This is a genomic window from candidate division KSB1 bacterium (assembly GCA_034506335.1).
Classification (GTDB): Bacteria; Zhuqueibacterota; Zhuqueibacteria; order JANLFK01; family Oleimicrobiaceae; genus Oleimicrobium.
In genome coordinates, this window is sequence record JAPDPR010000048.1 from 13868 (window position 1) to 31677 (window position 17810).

A 17810-nucleotide genomic window follows, 5' to 3' on the forward strand; every position below is an offset into this window, starting at 1 on the left:
AGCACGAGCGTGGCTGGGACCAAGGCGAAGAAACCGGTGACACGATTCGAAGAGCTGAAACCCAACTTCTGGCGGGAGGTAGCGCGAGAGCCCGGAGGTGAACTGATTGCACGGTGTTTTGCCTGCGGGACGTGTACGGCCGCGTGTCCGGTGCACGCAGTGGATACACGTTACAACCCTAGGCAGCTGGTGCACATGATCCTTTTGGGCATGCGCGAACGGGTGCTGAGCAGCGACTTTATTTGGCTCTGCTCCGGATGCTACACTTGCTCGGATCGGTGTCCGCAAGGGGTTCGTGTCACCGACATCATGACTGCGGTGAAGAATATCGCCGCGCGTGAAGGTTATTTGCACCCCACCTTCCGTCAGCAGGCGGAGCTGGTTGGTAGGTTCGGCCGACTTTACGAGGTGGAGGACTTTGACAACAAGAAGCGCCAGAGGCTTGGCCTGCCACCGGTCAAGAAGAGCTTCCCGGAGGTACAGGAGATCTTCCGAATGACGGGAATGGGCAGGTTTGCACAACCACCGGAGACTAATCAGCCATGAAATATGCGCTCTTTCTGGGCTGCACCGTCCCCATCCGCAGCCAGAATTATGAAGTGGCGGTGCGCAAGGTGGCAGCCGGGCTGGGAATAGAGTTGGTGGATGTGGAGGAGTTCTCCTGTTGCGGTTTTCCTGTCAAGTCCACGAATGCTCGGACCACCCTACTGATGGCGGCGCGCAACCTTGCCGTGGCCGAGGAGCAAGGGCTGGACGTGTGCTGCCTGTGCAGTGCCTGTTCGGCTGTGCTCACGGAGACGAACATGGAGCTGACGCACGACCAGAAGTTACTGCGGGAGGTCAATCGTCAGTTGAAGCGCATCGGTCGTCAATACCGCGGGTCGGTCAAGGTGAAGCATTTTGCGCGCATCCTGTACGAGGAGGTGGGCTTGGAACGGTTGCGCCAGAGCGTCACCAGGCCTCTCAGCGGCCTTCGGCTGGCGCCCCACTACGGCTGTCACTTTGTGCGCCCGAAAGCTAACTACGATGGCTTCGATGACCCGGAGGCAGCGTGCTCGCTGGATGAGCTGGTGGCAGTGACCGGAGCCGACGTGGTGCACTACGAAACCAAGAAGTACTGCTGCGGCGGCGCCATCCTCGGCGTGGAACAATCCACTGCGCTGGGGCTGTCTGGGGCCAAGCTATTGGACGTGCGGGCAGCCGGTGCCGACGCCCTCATCTCCATCTGCCCCTTCTGCAGCGTCCTGTACGAGGACAACCAAAAGAAAGTAGAGGAACAGTTTCAACGCGAGATCGGCCTGCCGGTGTTTTTCTATCCCCAGGTGCTCGGGTTGGCCATGGGGTACGACCCGAAAGACTTGGGTTTTCGCCTCAACAAGGTCAGGCCAGATGAAGTGTTGGCCAAAGTGGTGCCAGCGGCGATGGCATAGCAGGTTCCATCAGAAAGGTCAAGGAACGACGACGTGGCACGGCAGAGGGAAAAGTCGCAAGCGGTACTCGTGGTTGGGGCTGGGGTAGCGGGACTCCGAGCTGCTCTCGAGTTGGCAGATATGGGGGTGCAGGTGCACCTTGTGGACAAGTCCACCATGGTCGGGGGCAAGGTGCTGCAACTGGACAGGCAGTTCCCCAGTGACGACTGCGGTTTTTGCAAGATGCTGCCCCCAGTTCATGGGGAGGGCATATCCGGTTTTTGTCTGCGCCGGGGACTGACGTACCCCAATGTGCACGTGCTCTTTGACAGCCACCTGACAGCTCTTGCCGGCAGGGCGGGCAACTTCGTGGCCACTGTCACCTCCGGGCCGCGCTACATTGACCCGGAAATGTGCATCTCTTGCGGACGGTGTGTGTCGGTCTGCCCGGTGAAGGTAAAGGATGAATTCGAAGGGGGGTTGGGCGAGCGGAAGGCAGTATACGTGCGCCATGGCCTGGCAATTCCGCGGCTGTACACTATTGACATGGGCGCATGCACCCGGTGCGGCGAATGTGTCAGGGTTTGCCCCACAGAGGCCATCTCCCTCGACGCGCAACCCACCACGCAGCAGCTACAGGTGGGCGCTGTGGTAGCCGCGCTAGGATTCGAGGAGTTTGACCCTTCCTCATTGAGCCAGTTTGGCTACGGGCGGGTGGCCAACGTGGTGACCAGCACCGAGCTTGAGCGCATGACCAGCCGCGGCGGGCCATCCCACGGGGTGGTACGCAGGCCCTCGGACGGGCAGGTCCCCGACAGCGTGGCCTTCCTGCAATGTGTGGGCTCGCGCGACGCCGACCACGACTTTTGCTCCTCCGCCTGTTGCATGTTTGCCATCAAGGAAGCTGCTCATTTGCAGGCGGCAGGGATTCCAACCCAGATTTTCTACATGGACATCCGCGCCTTTGGCAAGGGGTACCATCGTGTCTATCAGCAAGCGCAAAAGGATGGCGTTGCATTCGTCAGATGTCGCGTGTCCGCCCTTGAGGAGCAGCCCCAGAGCAAAAATGTGATTGTGGTGTATGAAGCCGAGGACGGCACCTTCCATCGCAGGGAATTCGGACTCGTCGTGCTTTCTGTGGGTTTGAGCCCTGCTCCGGACGCCGAAGAGCTGGCAAGGGTCCTGGGCATCAGGCTGAATCGGCACGGTTTTGTCTCTTCGCCTGGGTTTTCGGCGGAGGCGACGGGGCGCGCTGGCATCTTTGTCTGCGGAACACTGACGGCGCCTCGGGACATTCCCGAGAGCGTGGCGCAAGGTCTCGCCGCGGCAGGACAGGCTGCGCTCGCCGTGAAAGCGGCTAAGTCAACGCGAGGTCTTGCGAGTGGGACTGGAACACTCCAGCAGAGCAGTCAACAGGGGGCAGCGCGAATTGGGGTATTCCTGTGTTCCTGTGCGGGCGACATAAGCCAGAGGCTCGATGTGGATTCTCTTGCGACCATGCTCAAGGCTCTGCCTGGGGTGGCGCACGTGGTGAAAGTTGACTTGCTCTGCCTGCGCAGCACCCTCAAGGAGGTGGCATGGGCCATTGCCGAGAAAGGCCTCAATCGCGTGGTTTTCGGCGCTTGTTCTCCTCACTTGTATGAAGCGCGCTTTGCCGAGATGCTGAAAGAGGTGAACCTGGCCCCGCCGATGGTGGAGGTTGTGCCGCTGCGCGAGCAGGTGGCCTGGATCCATGCTGATCGGCGCGCTGCGACCAACAAAGCGGCTGCGCTCTTGCGGGCCGCTGCCGCGCGATTGCAGGGTGTTGTAGTCGCCCCGAGCGGTGGCATCGCAGTCACGCCACGCGCCTTGGTCATTGGCGGCGGCGTGACCGGCATGGTTGCGGCCTTGGACATCGCCGCGCAGGGCTTTGCCGTGGACCTGGTGGAAAAGAGTGGCGAGCTGGGCGGCAATGCCTTGCTGTATGACCGTACTCTGGAAGGACTGGACGTGGCGCAATTCGTGCAAGCCACCGCCCAGAGAGCAAGGACTCATCCTCGCATTACCCTGCACCTGCGCTCTGAGGTAACCCGCCTTGACGGCTTTGTGGGCAACTTCAAGAGCACCATACGCAAGGCCTCTGGGCGAATGCTGCCTCTCCAGCATGGGGTGGTGATTGTCGCCACCGGCGCGGCCGAATACCAGCCGCGAGAGTACCTCTACGGCAGGCACCGCAAGGTGCTCACTCAGACCGAATTCGAGGGGAAACTTGCCAAGGGCAAGATCGATCCGGCACGCCTCAAGTGTGTGGTGATGATCCAGTGTGTGGGTTCCCGCGACGAGCGTCGGCCCTACTGCAGCCGCATCTGCTGCGCGCAGGCCCTGCGTAATGCCCTGGCCATCAAGTCCGCCAATCCAGAAGCGGCCGTTTACGTGATCAATCGTGACATTATGACCTACGGGTTTGCCGAGGAGTACTACACCAAGGCCAGGGAGGCCGGCGTGGTGTTCTTGCGCTATGACCCGGAGGGCAAACCGATCGTCAGGCAGCGGGACGGAAAACTGGAAGTGCTCGTCGAGGATAAGATCATCGGCGAAATGTTGCTCTTCAGCCCGGACTTTCTTGTCCTTTCCACGGGCCTGGTGCCGGCAAAGAATCGTGCTCTGAGCAGGATGCTGCGGGTGCCGTTGGACGATGACGGCTTTTTCGCCGAAATGAACAGCAAGTTTCGTCCCCTGGACTTCGTGCGAGCAGGTGTGTTTGTGGCCGGCCTTGCGCACTCGCCGCGCTCCTTGCGGGAATCGGTCACTCATGCCCACGCAGTTGCAGCACGGGCGGTTTCCTTCCTGGCCCGAGGGAATCTTTCGTGGCGGGGGGTCTACGCCCATCCGGACGACGAGCTGTGCACCGGCTGCCGTATCTGCGAAGGCGCGTGCGAGTTCAATGCCATTCGCATCAATCGGGTGCGGGTGAACGGCGGGTACAAGGAACGCGCTGAGGTCATAGAGGCGATGTGCACCGGGTGCGGCTGTTGTGTCGCAGCGTGTCCAAGCGGGGCTATGGGTCAGCAAGGGAGGACCCGTGACCAACTCATCAGGGTCATTGAGGCTACTCTGGCGTAGAATTGGCGTGGAGCTAAGGCGAGGAGAGAGGCGTGGCTGGTTCGTTTGAACCAAGAGTCCTGGTGCTTTGCTGCGATTGGTGCGCCGATGCAGCGGCGGACCTGGCGGGCGTTCGGCGTTTGACCATGGAGCCGAATTTTGCCGTGGTGCGCATGGAGTGCACCTCCCGCGTGGAGCCGGAGTTCATTCTCCAGGCGTTGCAATGCGGGGCTGACGGCGTGATGATTGCGGGATGTCATCCCGGTGATTGTCACTACATCGGCGGAAACTACCGGGCTATGCGTCGTTTTACCCTCTTGCGCGGGCTGGTGAGCCAATTCGGTGTCGATCCCCAGCGCCTGCGCTTGGAATGGTTCCTGGCGACCGAAGCGCCCAGGTTTCAGCAAGCGGTAAATGCCTTCGTGAACTCGCTTAGAGAATTGGGCCCGAGCCCATTCCGTGTAAAGGATGTGGCCAGCGACGTCCACTGACATGAATGTGCAACGCCCTGCTCAGGGCAGAGCTGATGGAAGCAGAGCACACGACCCAAGGGTAGGCAAGTTGCAGGGTACTCACAAAAAGGAGGGTGGCACATGGCGACCTTGAAGCAGAAGCTTGCCGAGCAAATACCTCGTTTGCGCGAGGACATTGCCAACCTGGTGAAAACCCATGGCGACAAGGTCATTTCCGAAGTGACGGTGGCCCAGGCATATGGAGGCATGAGGGGTGTCAAAGCCCTGATCTGCGATACCTCACTGGTTGACCCGGAAAAGGGGTTGATCATTAGAGGCATACCCATCGCAGAGCTCACCAGCAAGACCCCAGAAGAGATTTTCTACCTGCTTTGCACCGGCGAGTTGCCGGACAAAGCTGCGTTGGAGGACCTCAAGAAGGAATTCACTGCCCGGGCCAAAGTGCCAGACTATGTGTGGGCTGTGCTGCGCGCCATGCCCAAGGACTCTCACCCTATGGCCATGTTCGACACCGCCATCTTGGTGATGGAGCGGGAGTCGGTGTTCCGCAAGCGCTACGACGAGGGCATGAGCAAGACCGAATACTGGGAGCCGATGCTGGAGGACTCGCTCAACCTCCTCGCGCGGATTCCAGCAGTGGCTGCAGGCGTGTACCGCATCAGGTTCAAAGATGGCAAGCTCATTCCGCCTGACCCAAAGCTTGACTGGAGTGCCAACTATGTGCGCATGTTGGGCTTCGACGACCCGACCGGCGAGTTTGCTAATCTGATGCGCCTCTACATGGTGTTGCACAGCGATCACGAGAGCGGCAACGTGAGCGCACACACCTCCCACCTGGTTGGCTCGGCGCTATCGGATGCCTATTACGCCGTTTCGGCCGGGTTGAACGGCTTGGCAGGTCCCTTGCATGGATTGGCTAACCAGGAATGCCTCAAGTTCGTGCTGGAGATCCGCGAGAAGTACAAGGGCGTACCCAAGGATGAGGAGCTGAAAAAGTTCGCCTGGGATACGCTTAATTCTGGCAAGGTAATCCCGGGATACGGGCATGCAGTGCTCCGCGCCACCGACCCGCGCTTCACAGCGTTCCATGCTTTTGGCAAGCGCGTCTGCCCCACTGATGAGGTGTTCCAGATCGTGGACCGGCTGTTCGCGGTGGTGCCGCAGGTGCTGATGGAGCATGGCAAGGCCAAGAACCCGTGGCCGAACGTGGATGCTGGTTCGGGAGCGCTACTCTACTACTTTGGGCTCAAAGAGTTTGACTATTACACGGTGCTGTTTGGTGTGTCGCGGGCTTTGGGCATGTGCGCTCAGCTCATTGTGGACCGTGCCATGGGCGCGCCCATCGAGCGGCCCAAGTCCGTGGGCACCGATTGGGTCAAGAAGCAAGTGGGTGCGGCCTGATCTCAGGTCAAGGGGCTGCCGCTAAGGTGGCAGCCCCTTTTGCTGCCTTGGACACAGGCGAAAGGAGGGCAATGGGACAAAATCTTGTGCAAAAGATCATTGCTGCCCATCTGGTGGAGGGCCAGATGAAAGCAGGCGAGGTGGTGGCCATCCGCATTGACCAGACCCTCACGCAAGATGCGACCGGTACCATGGCCTATCTCCAGTTTGAGGCCATGGGCATTCCGCGCGTCAGGACCGAGCTTTCGGTGAGCTATATCGATCACAACACCCTTCAGGACGGGTTCGAGAACGCCGATGACCATCGCTACCTGCAGTCGGTAGCGGCCAAATACGGTATCTACCTCTCCAAGGCGGGGAACGGCATCTGTCACCAGGTGCACTTGGAGCGGTTCGGGATACCCGGCAAGACTCTGCTGGGCTCGGACAGCCACACCCCCACAGGCGGTGGCCTGGGCATGATGGCCATCGGCGCAGGCGGGCTGGATGTGGCAGTGGCGATGGGTGGAGGTGCCTTCTATCTCACCTACCCGAAGGTGCTCAAGATCGTGCTCACCGGCCGGCTAAAGCCCTGGGTGGCTGCCAAGGACGTCATCCTCAAAGTGCTGGAAATGCTCACCACCAAAGGCAACGTGGGGTGGATGATTGAGTACGGGGGACCGGGCATCGCCACGCTCTCCGTACCCGAGCGTGCAACGATCACGAACATGGGTGCTGAGTTGGGGGTCACTACCTCACTTTTTCCTAGCGACGAGGTCACCAGACAGTTTCTCAGAGCGCAGGGGCGCGAGGAAGTGTGGGTGCCTTTGGCTCCGGACAGCGACGCGGAGTACGATCGCGTCATCGAGCTCGACCTTGCCAGCATTGAGCCCATGGTCGCCAGGCCGCATAGCCCGGACAATGTCTGTCGGGTGAAGGAAGTGGCCGGCCTCAAGGTGGACCAGGTGTGTGTGGGCAGCTGCACGAACTCCTCGGTCAAAGATCTGCTCACGGTCGCTGCGGTGCTCAAAGGGCGAACGGTGCATCCTGAGGTCAGTTTCGTGGTGGCGCCCGGCTCAAAGCAGGTGCTGCGGATGATCGCCGATTGCGGTGCGCTGAGCGACCTGGTGGCGGCAGGGGCACGCATCATGGAGGCAACCTGCGGCTTTTGCATCGGCAACGGCCAGGCACCTCCCACCAACGGTGTGTCCATCCGCACCAACAATCGCAACTTCGAAGGGCGCTCTGGTACCAAATCGGCGCAGGTGTACCTGGTGAGCCCCGAGACTGCGGCGGCCTGCGCCCTCACCGGGGTCATCACCGATCCCCGCGAGCTGGGCCTGCCCTACCCTGCGATACCAATGCCCGAGCGCTTTACCATCGATGACAGCTTGATCCTCCCACCGGCCAAAGAACCGGAAAAAGTGACTATCGTCCGCGGACCAAACATCGGTGACCCACCGGCCAACACGCCTTTGCCTGACGCGCTGCAGGCCGAGGTGGTGCTAAAAGTTGGAGACAAGATCACTACCGACCACATTATGCCTGCAGGGTCACGGCTCAAATATCGCTCCAACGTGCCCAAGTATGCCACCTTTGTCTTCGAGCCGGTGGACCCAACGTTCCCGGAGCGTTGCATGAGAAACAAGCAGGCCGGTGTGCACAACGTGGTCGTCGGAGGGTGGAGTTACGGTCAAGGTTCTTCCCGCGAACACGCGGCCCTATGTCCCATGTACCTGGGTGTGCGTGCAGTGATCGCCAAGAGCCTGGAGCGCATCCACACCGCTAACCTTATTAACTTTGGCATCCTGCCGCTGCGCTTTAAGGAAGAGGCGGACTATGAGCGATTTTCCCAGGGCGATCGGCTGGAGATGCCGGATCTGAAGCTCCGTTTGCTCAAAGGCGAGCCGGTGCTGGTGCGCAAGGTGGCTACGGGGGAAGAGATTGAGTTGGTATACGATCTGAGTGAACGGCAGCGGGCGATCATCGTGGCGGGTGGTTTGCTGAACTATACCAGGGCACAGCAATAGGTGTGGCGTGCTGTCCCGGAAAGAGGGCAACAAGTTGTTGCATGTGGAGGAGCACTGATGAACCAGGAAGCACTTGAAAGGGCAAAGGCCCATTTTGCTGCGCTTGTGCAGGAACAGTTAGCGCGCGTGGAGCGGATGAAGCAGGCCGAAGACTGGATAGACTATGCCAAGCTGAAGCCCATCATCATCGGTGTGTGTGGCGGCGACGGCATCGGCCCCATTATCTCTGCGGAGGCGCAGCGAGTTCTGGAGGAGATGCTGGCCGACGAAATCAAGGCAGGCAGAGTGGTCTTTCGTACCATTGAAGGGCTGACCATCGAAAACCGCGTCAAGCACATGAAGGCCATCCCGGATGACGTGTTGGAAGAGATCAAGAAGTGCCACGTCATTCTCAAGGGGCCTACCACCACACCGGAAAAGGGCGGGCCGTACCCCAACATCGAGAGCGCCAATGTGGCGATGCGCCGCGCCCTGGACCTGTTCGCCAACGTGCGCCCGGTCAAAGTACCAAAGGAAGGGATCGACTGGATCTTCTTCCGTGAGAACACGGAAGGGGCTTATATCCTGGGCAGCAAAGGAATTCAGGTCACCGAGGACCTGGCCTTCGACTTTACCGTGACGACACGTCAGGGTGCCGAGCGGATCATTCGCATGGCCTTTGACTATGCGCACAAGAACAAGATCAATAGCGTCACGGTGGTCACAAAGGCGAATGTTATCAAGACTACTGACGGCTTGTTCCTAGAGGTGGCGGCGGAAGTCGCCAAGGATTACCCTGACATTACCTGGGAAGGGTGGTACATCGACATCATGACTGCCAAGTTGGTGGATCCGAAGCGGCGGACGCAGTTCCGGGTCATTGTGCTGCAGAACCTGTACGGGGACATCCTGACCGACGAGGCGGCCGAGTTTCAGGGTGGTGTGGGCACTGCGGGGAGTGCCAACATCGGCAAGCGGTACGCGATGTTCGAGGCCATCCACGGGTCTGCCCCGCGCATGATCAAAGAAGGGCGGGGCAAGTACGCCGACCCGTGCAGCATGATTCGCGCCGGTGCCATGCTGCTGCGCCACATCGGCTTCCCCGACAAGGCCGAGCGCCTGGAAATGGCCCTGGACATCTGCGGGCAGTTCGAAAAGCGACTCGTGATAACCGGCAGGGACACCGGTGCAACTGGGCGCGAGTTCACGGACTACCTCCTCGAGACTGTGCGTGACCGCACGTTGCGCGAAAGGTGGGAGGCCTACACCCGGGCGTGAGCGGCCCGTTTTCTCCATAGCGAAAAATGATAGTGTGGAGCCCAGCATTGACGCCGCCCGCGTGTACAGGAGCAGGCGGCGTCTGTGCAGGTGGGGTGTCTGATCGCCCCAGGTGGCGATTGGTATCCTGCTGCGGCGCACCGTAAGCAGGCGGGAGGTGTTCTGCCTGCCCGCAGCGCTTGTCGCGGCCCCGATGGTCCGATGTGGGCTTGTCTGTCTCCTTTCCCACCGGCGCAGATATTTATGCCTTGACAAGCCGGGGGGTGTTTTGTATATTTGGCCGTCCTTTTTGGTTTTGGAGGAGGGTTCCTTGCGCTCGCTATTAGTGGGCATCACTTTGGCTTGGGAAGGTAGTCTATGAACATCATGCCTCGGAATGAGCAGTTTTTCGAGATGTTCACCCAGGCGGCGGCGAACATCCAAGAGGCGGCAACGTTGCTGGTGCAGATGATCGAATCGGGCGAGGATGCGGAACGCTATGGCCGGCTCATCAAGGAGCTGGAGCATAAGGGCGATAAGCTCACGCACGAGATCATCAACAAGTTGAACCGGACCTTCGTGACGCCTTTTGACCGAGAGGACATTTACGCGCTTTGTCGTGCGTTGGACGACGTGATCGACCTCATCGACTCGGCGGCAGACCGCATCTATCTCTTCGAGCTGACCAAGCCTGGTGAGGATGCGGTGCGTCTGGCGCAGATCATCGCCGAGGCATCCGCCGAAATCGTGCGGGGTGTGGCGTTGCTACGACACCCAGCGCAGATGTGCGTACATTGCGTGGAGATTAACCGGCTGGAAAACGAGGGGGACAGGGTTTTTCGTCACGGATTGGCCAAGCTTTTCCGCAACTGCTGTGAACCCATGGAGCTCATTAAGCTTAAAGACCTGTATCATGACCTGGAACTTGCCACTGACCGATGTGAGGACGTGGCCAATGTCTTGGAGGCGATCTCGGTGAAAAACCTGTGAGCGGATGGATGAACCCTTTCGATGGCATCACCTTCGTAGTCATTGTGGTGGCCCTGGCTTGGACGTACGATTTTTTCAACGGCATGAACGACGCTGCCAACGCCATTGCCACCACCGTCTCCACCCGGGCCTTATCTCCCTCCCAGGCAATTGCGTTGGCGCGCACGATGAACGTGGTGGGCGCGTTCGTGAGCACGGCGGTAGCCAAAACGGTCGGCAAAGGTATAGTCGATCCTGCGGTGATGGACCAGGTAGTAGTCATCTCTTCCCTGGTGGGGGCTTGCGTCTGGGCTGCTGCTTGTACATTCACGGGCATCCCCATAAGTATTACCCACTCATTGGTAGGGGGACTGGTGGGTGCGGCCATTGCAGCCCACGGGTTCGGCGTCGTGAAAGTGGCTGGGATGAAGAAGGTCGTAGTGGCCATGGTTCTTTCTCCCACCCTTGGGTTCGTCGGAGGGTTCATTCTTCTCGTGATTGTCTACTGGGCAGTTAAGGACTTTGCGCCCACGAAGGTCAACAAGTTTTTCAGGTTTGGCCAAATTGCTTCAGCGTCATTTATGGCGCTAACTCACGGCACCAACGATACGCAGAATGCCATGGGGATTATCACTGCCGCCCTATTGGTAGGCGGATTCATTAAGGATTTTCATGTGCCTGCTTGGGTCATTGTCGGGTCGGCTCTGTTCATGGGCTTTGGTACCTCGGTTGGGGGCTGGCGGGTCATAAGGACCATGGGGATGAGGATGGTGAAACTCCGGCCGGTGCACGGCTTTACCGCCGAGTTCTCTGCAGGGGTCGTCATCCTGGTGGCGAGCCTCCTGGGAGCACCCATCAGCACCACGCACGTCATCTCCACGGCCATTATGGGGGTTGGCGCAACACATCGCCTGTCAGCGGTACGCTGGGGCGTGGCTTTCCACATCGTGGTCACCTGGATCCTCACCATCCCGGGGGCGGCCTTGGTGGGGGCTGGGACGTTCGAGCTGCTCAAATTGATCCTCTGAGCGCCGCGGGCGCCACTTTCCGCAGGGGGTGAAAGGTCGTTGGAGCGCGGGACCTACCCCCACGGGGCCAGAACGCGGCACACGCGCCGTGTTGGTCCTTGTGCTCGCGAGGCGCGAAAAGTGCTTGACCGGCCGTCTGGCATTTCGTAAATTCTTTCCAACACCGGGCTATGCCTCGGCGCAGGCGCAGCTTGTGCGCATGAGCTCCTCGTCCGATCTTCCCAGCGACCAAGGCATCGGCCCTTGACACTCCTCGATGTGCACCACCGATGCGGTCGGGTCGTGTCGCATCGGGGCTTTGGCTTTGAACCAAGATGCGGAGGCTACCATGAAGAAGAACATGGGCTCGGTGGATCGGGCGGTACGCATCGTCGCTGCTCTGGTGGTCGCATTGCTCTACATACTCAATATCATCTCAGGGACTTTGGCCATTATCCTCGGCGTCGTGGCAGTGGTGTTTGTTCTGACCAGTTTTGCCGGCTTTTGCCCACTGTACGTCCCGTTCAAGATCTCTACCCTGTGTAAGAAGGAGCAGGATGCTGCTGGCCAGAGTCAGTGAAGAGATCTTTCTCATGTGGGAGCCCGGGACGTCTTTCCGGGTACTCCGTTGTTCGCACGGAGGAGCCTGTGGAAATCGACATTGGCAAGACCATCCGGATCAGTGATTTCGTCCATGCCGCGGACGGGCGCGCGCTTCTGCTCGACACGACCCTGCCCGGGAGCATTGGGGCAGTTCCCGGCCTCGAGCACACCGCCGAGGCGCTCGCGGAGGTGACAGACATTGTCGACGGCCTCATTGTCAATCCTGGGCAGGCGGAGCACCACGCCGAGTTCCTTGGGGGCAGGCATAGGGCGAGCCCTCTGGTGCGTGTAGACTGGACTAACGCTTTTCGAGGCCAGGACTTTTGTCTGCCTGCCACTGAGTTCCGCCACCTTTTCATCTCGGACGCGGAGGATGCCCTGGCGCTGGGCGCTTCGGCTGCGGTGGCCAGCCTTTTTCTGGGATTTGACGATGAGGCGGAGGCGCGCAACATCGAGGCCTTGTCCCACTTGGCGCGGGAGTGCACCCGGCTGGCGCTTCCTCTGGTTGTGGACATCCGGCCCATCGGGTACAAGGTTGGGCCGAGCAATTTTGAGGAGTCGGTCAAGCTGGGATTGTCCTTCATGCAAGAACTGGGCGCCGACGTGCTGATCATTCCTCCGTGCAGTCAAGGCACATGCGCTACCATCGGCGGCTGGATTGCGGTTCCGGTGCTGGTCCGGATGGAGGAATTCCCCGAGGCTGCGCATATTGATGCGTTCCTGGCCGCCGGATTGCGAGGTTTTGTTCTCGGCGAGAAGGTCTTTGCCAGGGAGAGGTACGCCGAGCGGCTCGAAGTGTTGGCTCGCCAGGTGCACCAGAGGAGTTCGAGTGATGACGCGCGCGCCAGGTAAGACCGCCCGCCTCAACCGCCTGTTCAATCCCAAGGACGGACGTGCGGTGTGCGTGGCCGCCGACCACGGCTGGATGTCGGATGTCACCCCCAACGTGATGGAACTGCGGCGCATCCTGGAGCTGGTGGTGCGCGGCGGTGCTGATGGTATTCTCATAAGCTTTGGCACTGCCGTGCGGCACGGGCACCTGCTGCGCGGCAAAGATTCCCCGGCCATGCTCATCCGCGCCGACTGGATGAATATGCCCCGCCTTGGCGCCTCCAATGTGAGCAACGTACTGCCGGTGGTGAACTTTAAGAAGATGGCCACCTCGCGAGCCCGCGACGCATTGCACATGGGCGCCTCGGCAATCACCATCTACTATTTCATCGGCTATGGCGATGAGTTCGAGGCGCTGAACATCGAGCAAGCCGCGGACTTTGCCAAGGAGTGTCGCAAGGTAGGCTTGCCTCTGATCATCGAACCCATGGCAGTGGGTGGCATGGTCACGGGTGTGAACATCGCCGAAATTCTCATCGCCTCTGGCCGCATTGCGGCAGAGATCGGTGCAGACGCGCTGAAAATTCCCTACACCGGTGACGTGAAGACCTTCAAGGAGCTGGTGGACCAAGCCGGTGTGCCGGTGCTGGTTCTGGGTGGCGCCAAGTCGGATGTGCCGCGCGATGCGCTGGAGCTGGTGGATGAGGCGCTGCGTGCCGGCGCCAGCGGCACAGTGTTCGGGCGCAACGTGACCAAGGCCAAGGATCCGCAGAAAATGGTCGCAGATATCTGTGCGCTCGTGCACGGCGGCAAGACAATTGCCGAGATCCTGGGCGAGCATCGCGCCGTCGGCCAACGCTTGAAGCCGGTGCCGGCGCAGTGCATCGGCTGTCAGCTCTGCGAGGTCGCTTGCGTGCGAGCTCATACCCCAGGTTACGGGCAGACACGCGCCCGCCTCCGCGTCGAAACCCCGTCCTTGGGAGAGGAGCTTAAGCCCCACCGCCCAGTGGTCTGCACCCTCTGCGGTCAGTGCGCAGATGCCTGTGCCACAGGAGCACTCACCATAGCCCCTGAGGCGCGCTTGGTATTACAAAGGAGCCTTTGCAGCCAGTGCGGCGCGTGTGTAGATGCCTGCCCCTTTCACCTCATCTTCGTCGAGGACGGCTATCCGGTGGTATGCGATTTGTGTGACGGGGACCCGGAGTGCGTCAAGTGGTGCAAGCGCGGGGCCATTGTGCTGACCGAGTGGAAGCGGAGAGTGCGCCATGTCCATGCAGAATAGAGGGTTCGCCAACAGGATTCTTACCGTCGACCTGACTACAGGCGCGTGCCAAACTGAGGAACTGGACGAGCGTATCGCCAAACTTTACTTGGGGGGCAAAGGTCTCGGTTCTTACCTCCTCTACACAGGCATGGCGCCGAAAGTCGACCCACTTGGACCAGACAATCTCCTCATCTTTGCCACCGGCCCATTGAGCGGCACTATTGCGCCCACGTCCAGCCGCTTGTGCGTAATGGCCAAGAGCCCGAAGACGGGAACGTACATGGACTCCTACTGCGGGGGCTTCTTCGGCCAAACGCTCAAGTACGCCGGCTACGACGCGGTGGTCATCAAAGGGGCTGCTTCAGAGCCGCGAGTGTTGATCATCGATGACCAGAAGGTGCAGATAGCGGACGGCGGTGACCTGTGGGGGATGAACACGGCGCAGGCCACCAAGGCCTTACAAGAGCGCTATGGCCAGGACATGCAAACGGCGGTGATCGGGCCAGCTGCAGAACGAATGGCCACGCTCTCTGGCATTTTTTGCGGCCTCCGTACGGCAGGCAGAGCCGGCACCGGCGCGGTCATGGGGTCAAAAAAGCTCAAGGGAATAGCCGTGCGAGGTACCGGCAGCGTGCGTGTGGCCAATCGCACTGAATACGAAGAGGCGGTCTGGATTGCCCACCGCATGTTGCGTATGAGCAGCCAGGTCAAGCGGATGGTTGACTTTGGTACTGCTAACATCGTGCTCTTGGTCAATGCCGCAGGTGCCCTTCCAACCCGCAACTTCCAGCTGGGACAGTTCGAGCAAGCCGACGCGCTGGCCGGTGAGGTCTGGCGGAAGCACTATTGGAAAAAGGATATCGCTTGCGAAGGATGTCCCATTGGCTGTTCCAAGATCGCCTACTCGCCAAAGTTCGATACCGCTATCGACGGACCGGACTATGAGACGATCTTTGCCTTGGGAAGCAACTGCGGAGTCTCTGACCACGAAGCCATCATCTACGCAAACTATCTGTGCGACATGTATGGCATCGACGCCATCACTGTGGGCAACATCATCGGCTTTGTGATGGAGCTGTACGAGAGGGGGATGGTAGGCAAGGATGATCTTGATGGTATCGAGGCGACCTGGGGGAGCGGCGAGGCCTTGGTGCAGCTGACTGAAAAGATAGCCAAAGGCGAAGGGGTGGGGCAATTGCTGGAAAAGGGTGTGCGCGAGATTAGCAAGCACTTCCCCGGCAGTGAAGACTTTGCCATGCACGTGAAGGGCTTGGAGATGCCGGGTTATCTCCCCCGTGCAGCGAAAGGCATCGGCCTCAGTTACGCAATTTCCGAGCGAGGGGCCTGCCATCTGCGCGGCTCCCCGTTGGTGGAGATCCTCGGCGGTGCCGACCCTCTCACACCCGAAGGGAAGGCAGCGCTGTTCAAGACCAATCAGACCGACAGCGCAGTGGTCAACTGCTTAATTCTCTGCTATTTCGTCAAGTTCGGCATTACCCTGAAAGAGATCTGGCAGATGGTGAACCCGTGCACCGGCCTCGAGTACAAGAGTCCGCGCGAGCTCGATCACGTGGGGGAACGAATCGTCAACCTGGCCCGGCTTTTCAATCTTCGCGAAGGTTTTACCTTTGCGGACGACACGCTGCCCAAGCGCTGCGTGGCCGAGCCGCTCCCCTCCGGACCTGCAAAGGGCCAGGTGGTTGAGCTGGACAGGCTACGTGCTGACTACTACAAGCTGATGGGCTGGGACGAAAAGGGGGTGCCAAAACGTGAGACCCTGCGACTCTTGGGCATCGAGGACATGTTGGACTTGATGTGAAGGCTAACGATAAACGCGGCTGAAGGGACGGAGGAGCCGGCATGAGGCCTAGACGCGACTGGTTGATGGCGGTGGTGACGGTTGGAACTATCTGGGGGATGGCAGAAGTAGTGATGGAGGCTACTCTTTCTTGGGGTGGGACCCCGGCGCGGGCAGTGGTCTTGCCAACCCTTGCCGTGTTTTTCCTTGGCGTGCAGCATGCTCTGACCAGAAGGGTTGTAGCGCCGCTTCTTGCCGGCATGTGTGCCGCTTTCTTCAAATTTCTCAACGTGCCGTTCTTCGCCTGCCAGATTTTTGCCGTGCTAAGCATCGGTCTGATTGCCACAGGCGCGTTGGCGCTGGCTTCCGGACTGAGGCTTAAAGAGCGCTGGTATCCGATTGTCTTGGGCTGGGCCACGTGGGTTTTTTTCCTTTTTTTCGCGCTGACAATGACCTATGTCCTGCGCTACCACTGGTGGGCTCAAGGCGGCTGGCCACGCGTGGTGAACTACGTTGGGCTCCAGGGTGGCATAGCAGCCCTGCTGAGCGTCGGGGCTTTCTGGCTTGGGAGGCATGCGGGAGTGCGTATCCAGGAGGGCTGGACTCATCTGCTTGCGGCTCGGCCTGCCTACTGCCTCGTGGCCGTGGTCGCGCTCATGGTAGTAGCAGGAGCAGTGGCGGTGGCACTCTGAGGTGCAAGGGGTGCACACGGGTAGAGCTACGGCCTGTACCACTCGTGCATCTTGCTGGTCCATACAAGCGTGGTGGGAGTCCACCGGGCATCGGAGGGGACGGACTCCCACCCGTTTTTCTGGGCATGGCAGGATCGGCTAAGGCCCGCACTTTCACTGTGTCAGAGCTGTGGCGGGCACTGGAAGCAAGTGCTCTTTGCACTGCAAGAAAAATCCTGAAGCGCGTGCTAGTCCGTGGGTGAGGCGATGGAGCTGTATGGGCAAAACTTGACCAAGCGAGAACTTGAGGCCCGCTTGGGCCGAGTGGAGAACCATGTGGGGCTGCGGAAGGTACGCCTGGCCGAGGGACCCGAAGCCGGAGTGGAACTGATCTGGGTGCGGACAGGCGGTGGACTGTCGTACTTTGTGAACCCGTCGCGGGCGTTGGACATAGGACTGGCGGAGTTCTGCGGTGTGCCATTCAGCTGGCATTCAGTGGTCGGTGAAATGCACCCCGCCTTGTTTGAGCCGCGTGGCACAGAATGGCTGCGCACGGCGCCCGGGGGCCTGCTCATAACCTGCGGCTTGACGCAAGTGGGGGCCCCGTGCGTCGACCAAGGCGAAGAGTTGGGCCTTCACGGTCGTGTGCACCACACCGCTGCGCGGCAGGTGGGCCTCTCTGCCGACTGGGACGGGGACGAATACCACATGACGGTCAGCGGGATGGTGGAAGAGGCGCGTATTTTTGGGGAAAACCTCCGACTCCGACGCCAGATTCGCAGCCAGGCAGGCAGGAACTGCATATGCATCGACGACCGAGTGGAGAACGTAGGCTTTGCTCCGGTGCCGCACATGATCCTTTACCACTTCAACTTTGGCTTTCCGCTCCTGAGCGAGCAGACGACGATCCACTTCCCCCAAGGCACGGTTCGTGCGCGCGACGAAGGTGTGCCAGTCGCAGGCTTTGACCAGTTTGAGTCGCCCCTTCCGGGATACCGGGAGCGCGTCTACTACCACGAGCTGGAAGGCCCCCCAGGTGCGGCAAGCCAAATGGCGGA

At 60.1% G+C, this 17810-nt stretch carries 15 protein-coding genes; all 15 read left to right on the plus strand.

Annotated elements, in window-relative coordinates; all coding sequences use genetic code 11:
• Nucleotides 1-9: 9 nt before the first annotated feature.
• Nucleotides 10-546, plus strand: a complete 537-nt coding sequence (locus tag ONB25_12470) for a 4Fe-4S dicluster domain-containing protein (protein ID MDZ7393701.1) — start codon at nucleotides 10-12, stop codon at nucleotides 544-546.
• Nucleotides 543-1430, plus strand: coding sequence for a CoB--CoM heterodisulfide reductase iron-sulfur subunit B family protein (locus tag ONB25_12475; GenBank protein MDZ7393702.1), 888 nt, complete (start codon nucleotides 543-545; stop codon nucleotides 1428-1430). The genes ONB25_12470 and ONB25_12475 overlap by 4 nt, the downstream gene beginning before the upstream one ends.
• Before the next feature lie 33 nt (nucleotides 1431-1463).
• Nucleotides 1464-4511, plus strand: coding sequence for an FAD-dependent oxidoreductase (locus ONB25_12480; GenBank protein ID MDZ7393703.1), 3048 nt, complete (start codon nucleotides 1464-1466; stop codon nucleotides 4509-4511).
• A gap of 32 nt (nucleotides 4512-4543) precedes the next feature.
• Entirely contained in the window at nucleotides 4544-4981 is a 438-nt protein-coding gene (locus tag ONB25_12485) for a hydrogenase iron-sulfur subunit (GenBank protein MDZ7393704.1), read from the plus strand.
• A gap of 102 nt (nucleotides 4982-5083) precedes the next feature.
• A complete protein-coding gene (locus ONB25_12490) occupies nucleotides 5084-6364 on the plus strand; it encodes a citrate (Si)-synthase (GenBank protein MDZ7393705.1) in 1281 nt (426 codons plus the stop codon).
• Between the two features lie 71 nt (nucleotides 6365-6435).
• A complete protein-coding gene (locus tag ONB25_12495) occupies nucleotides 6436-8373 on the plus strand; it encodes an aconitate hydratase (protein MDZ7393706.1) in 1938 nt (645 codons plus the stop codon).
• Nucleotides 8374-8430: 57 nt separating this feature from the next.
• Entirely contained in the window at nucleotides 8431-9630 is a 1200-nt protein-coding gene (locus ONB25_12500; protein ID MDZ7393707.1) for an isocitrate/isopropylmalate family dehydrogenase, read from the plus strand.
• A gap of 357 nt (nucleotides 9631-9987) precedes the next feature.
• Entirely contained in the window at nucleotides 9988-10599 is a 612-nt protein-coding gene (locus ONB25_12505) for a DUF47 family protein (protein ID MDZ7393708.1), read from the plus strand.
• A gap of 8 nt (nucleotides 10600-10607) precedes the next feature.
• The gene (locus ONB25_12510) at nucleotides 10608-11606 is read left to right on the plus strand and encodes an inorganic phosphate transporter (GenBank protein MDZ7393709.1); all 999 of its coding nucleotides are present in this window, start codon (nucleotides 10608-10610) and stop codon (nucleotides 11604-11606) included.
• A 328-nt stretch (nucleotides 11607-11934) separates the two neighbouring features.
• The gene (locus tag ONB25_12515; GenBank protein ID MDZ7393710.1) at nucleotides 11935-12165 is read left to right on the plus strand and encodes a DUF2892 domain-containing protein; all 231 of its coding nucleotides are present in this window, start codon (nucleotides 11935-11937) and stop codon (nucleotides 12163-12165) included.
• 68 nt (nucleotides 12166-12233) lie between these two features.
• On the plus strand, nucleotides 12234-13040 hold the full coding sequence (locus ONB25_12520) for a hypothetical protein (protein MDZ7393711.1): 807 nt from the start codon (nucleotides 12234-12236) through the stop codon (nucleotides 13038-13040).
• Nucleotides 13021-14301, plus strand: coding sequence for a 4Fe-4S dicluster domain-containing protein (locus ONB25_12525; protein ID MDZ7393712.1), 1281 nt, complete (start codon nucleotides 13021-13023; stop codon nucleotides 14299-14301). The genes ONB25_12520 and ONB25_12525 overlap by 20 nt, the downstream gene beginning before the upstream one ends.
• Nucleotides 14285-16102, plus strand: coding sequence for an aldehyde ferredoxin oxidoreductase family protein (locus ONB25_12530; protein MDZ7393713.1), 1818 nt, complete (start codon nucleotides 14285-14287; stop codon nucleotides 16100-16102). The genes ONB25_12525 and ONB25_12530 overlap by 17 nt, the downstream gene beginning before the upstream one ends.
• Nucleotides 16103-16143: 41 nt before the next feature.
• The gene (locus tag ONB25_12535; GenBank protein ID MDZ7393714.1) at nucleotides 16144-16773 is read left to right on the plus strand and encodes a hypothetical protein; all 630 of its coding nucleotides are present in this window, start codon (nucleotides 16144-16146) and stop codon (nucleotides 16771-16773) included.
• A 246-nt stretch (nucleotides 16774-17019) separates the two neighbouring features.
• A partial coding sequence (locus ONB25_12540) for an aldose 1-epimerase family protein (GenBank protein ID MDZ7393715.1) occupies nucleotides 17020-17810 on the plus strand: 791 nt, incomplete at its 3' end.

Excerpts from the sequence above, each read along its gene's own strand:
- ONB25_12510 (MDZ7393709.1), top strand. The coding sequence starts at position 10,608 with ATGAACCCTTTCGATGGCATCACCTTCGTAGTCATTGTGGTGGCCCTG.
- ONB25_12515 (MDZ7393710.1), top strand. The coding sequence starts at position 11,935 with ATGAAGAAGAACATGGGCTCGGTGGATCGGGCGGTACGCATCGTCGCT.
- ONB25_12530 (MDZ7393713.1), top strand. The coding sequence starts at position 14,285 with ATGTCCATGCAGAATAGAGGGTTCGCCAACAGGATTCTTACCGTCGAC.
- ONB25_12535 (MDZ7393714.1), top strand. The coding sequence starts at position 16,144 with ATGAGGCCTAGACGCGACTGGTTGATGGCGGTGGTGACGGTTGGAACT.
- ONB25_12525 (MDZ7393712.1), top strand. The coding sequence starts at position 13,021 with ATGACGCGCGCGCCAGGTAAGACCGCCCGCCTCAACCGCCTGTTCAAT.
- ONB25_12500 (MDZ7393707.1), top strand. The coding sequence starts at position 8,431 with ATGAACCAGGAAGCACTTGAAAGGGCAAAGGCCCATTTTGCTGCGCTT.
- ONB25_12495 (MDZ7393706.1), top strand. The coding sequence starts at position 6,436 with ATGGGACAAAATCTTGTGCAAAAGATCATTGCTGCCCATCTGGTGGAG.
- ONB25_12475 (MDZ7393702.1), top strand. The coding sequence starts at position 543 with ATGAAATATGCGCTCTTTCTGGGCTGCACCGTCCCCATCCGCAGCCAG.
- ONB25_12490 (MDZ7393705.1), top strand. The coding sequence starts at position 5,084 with ATGGCGACCTTGAAGCAGAAGCTTGCCGAGCAAATACCTCGTTTGCGC.
- ONB25_12505 (MDZ7393708.1), top strand. The coding sequence starts at position 9,988 with ATGAACATCATGCCTCGGAATGAGCAGTTTTTCGAGATGTTCACCCAG.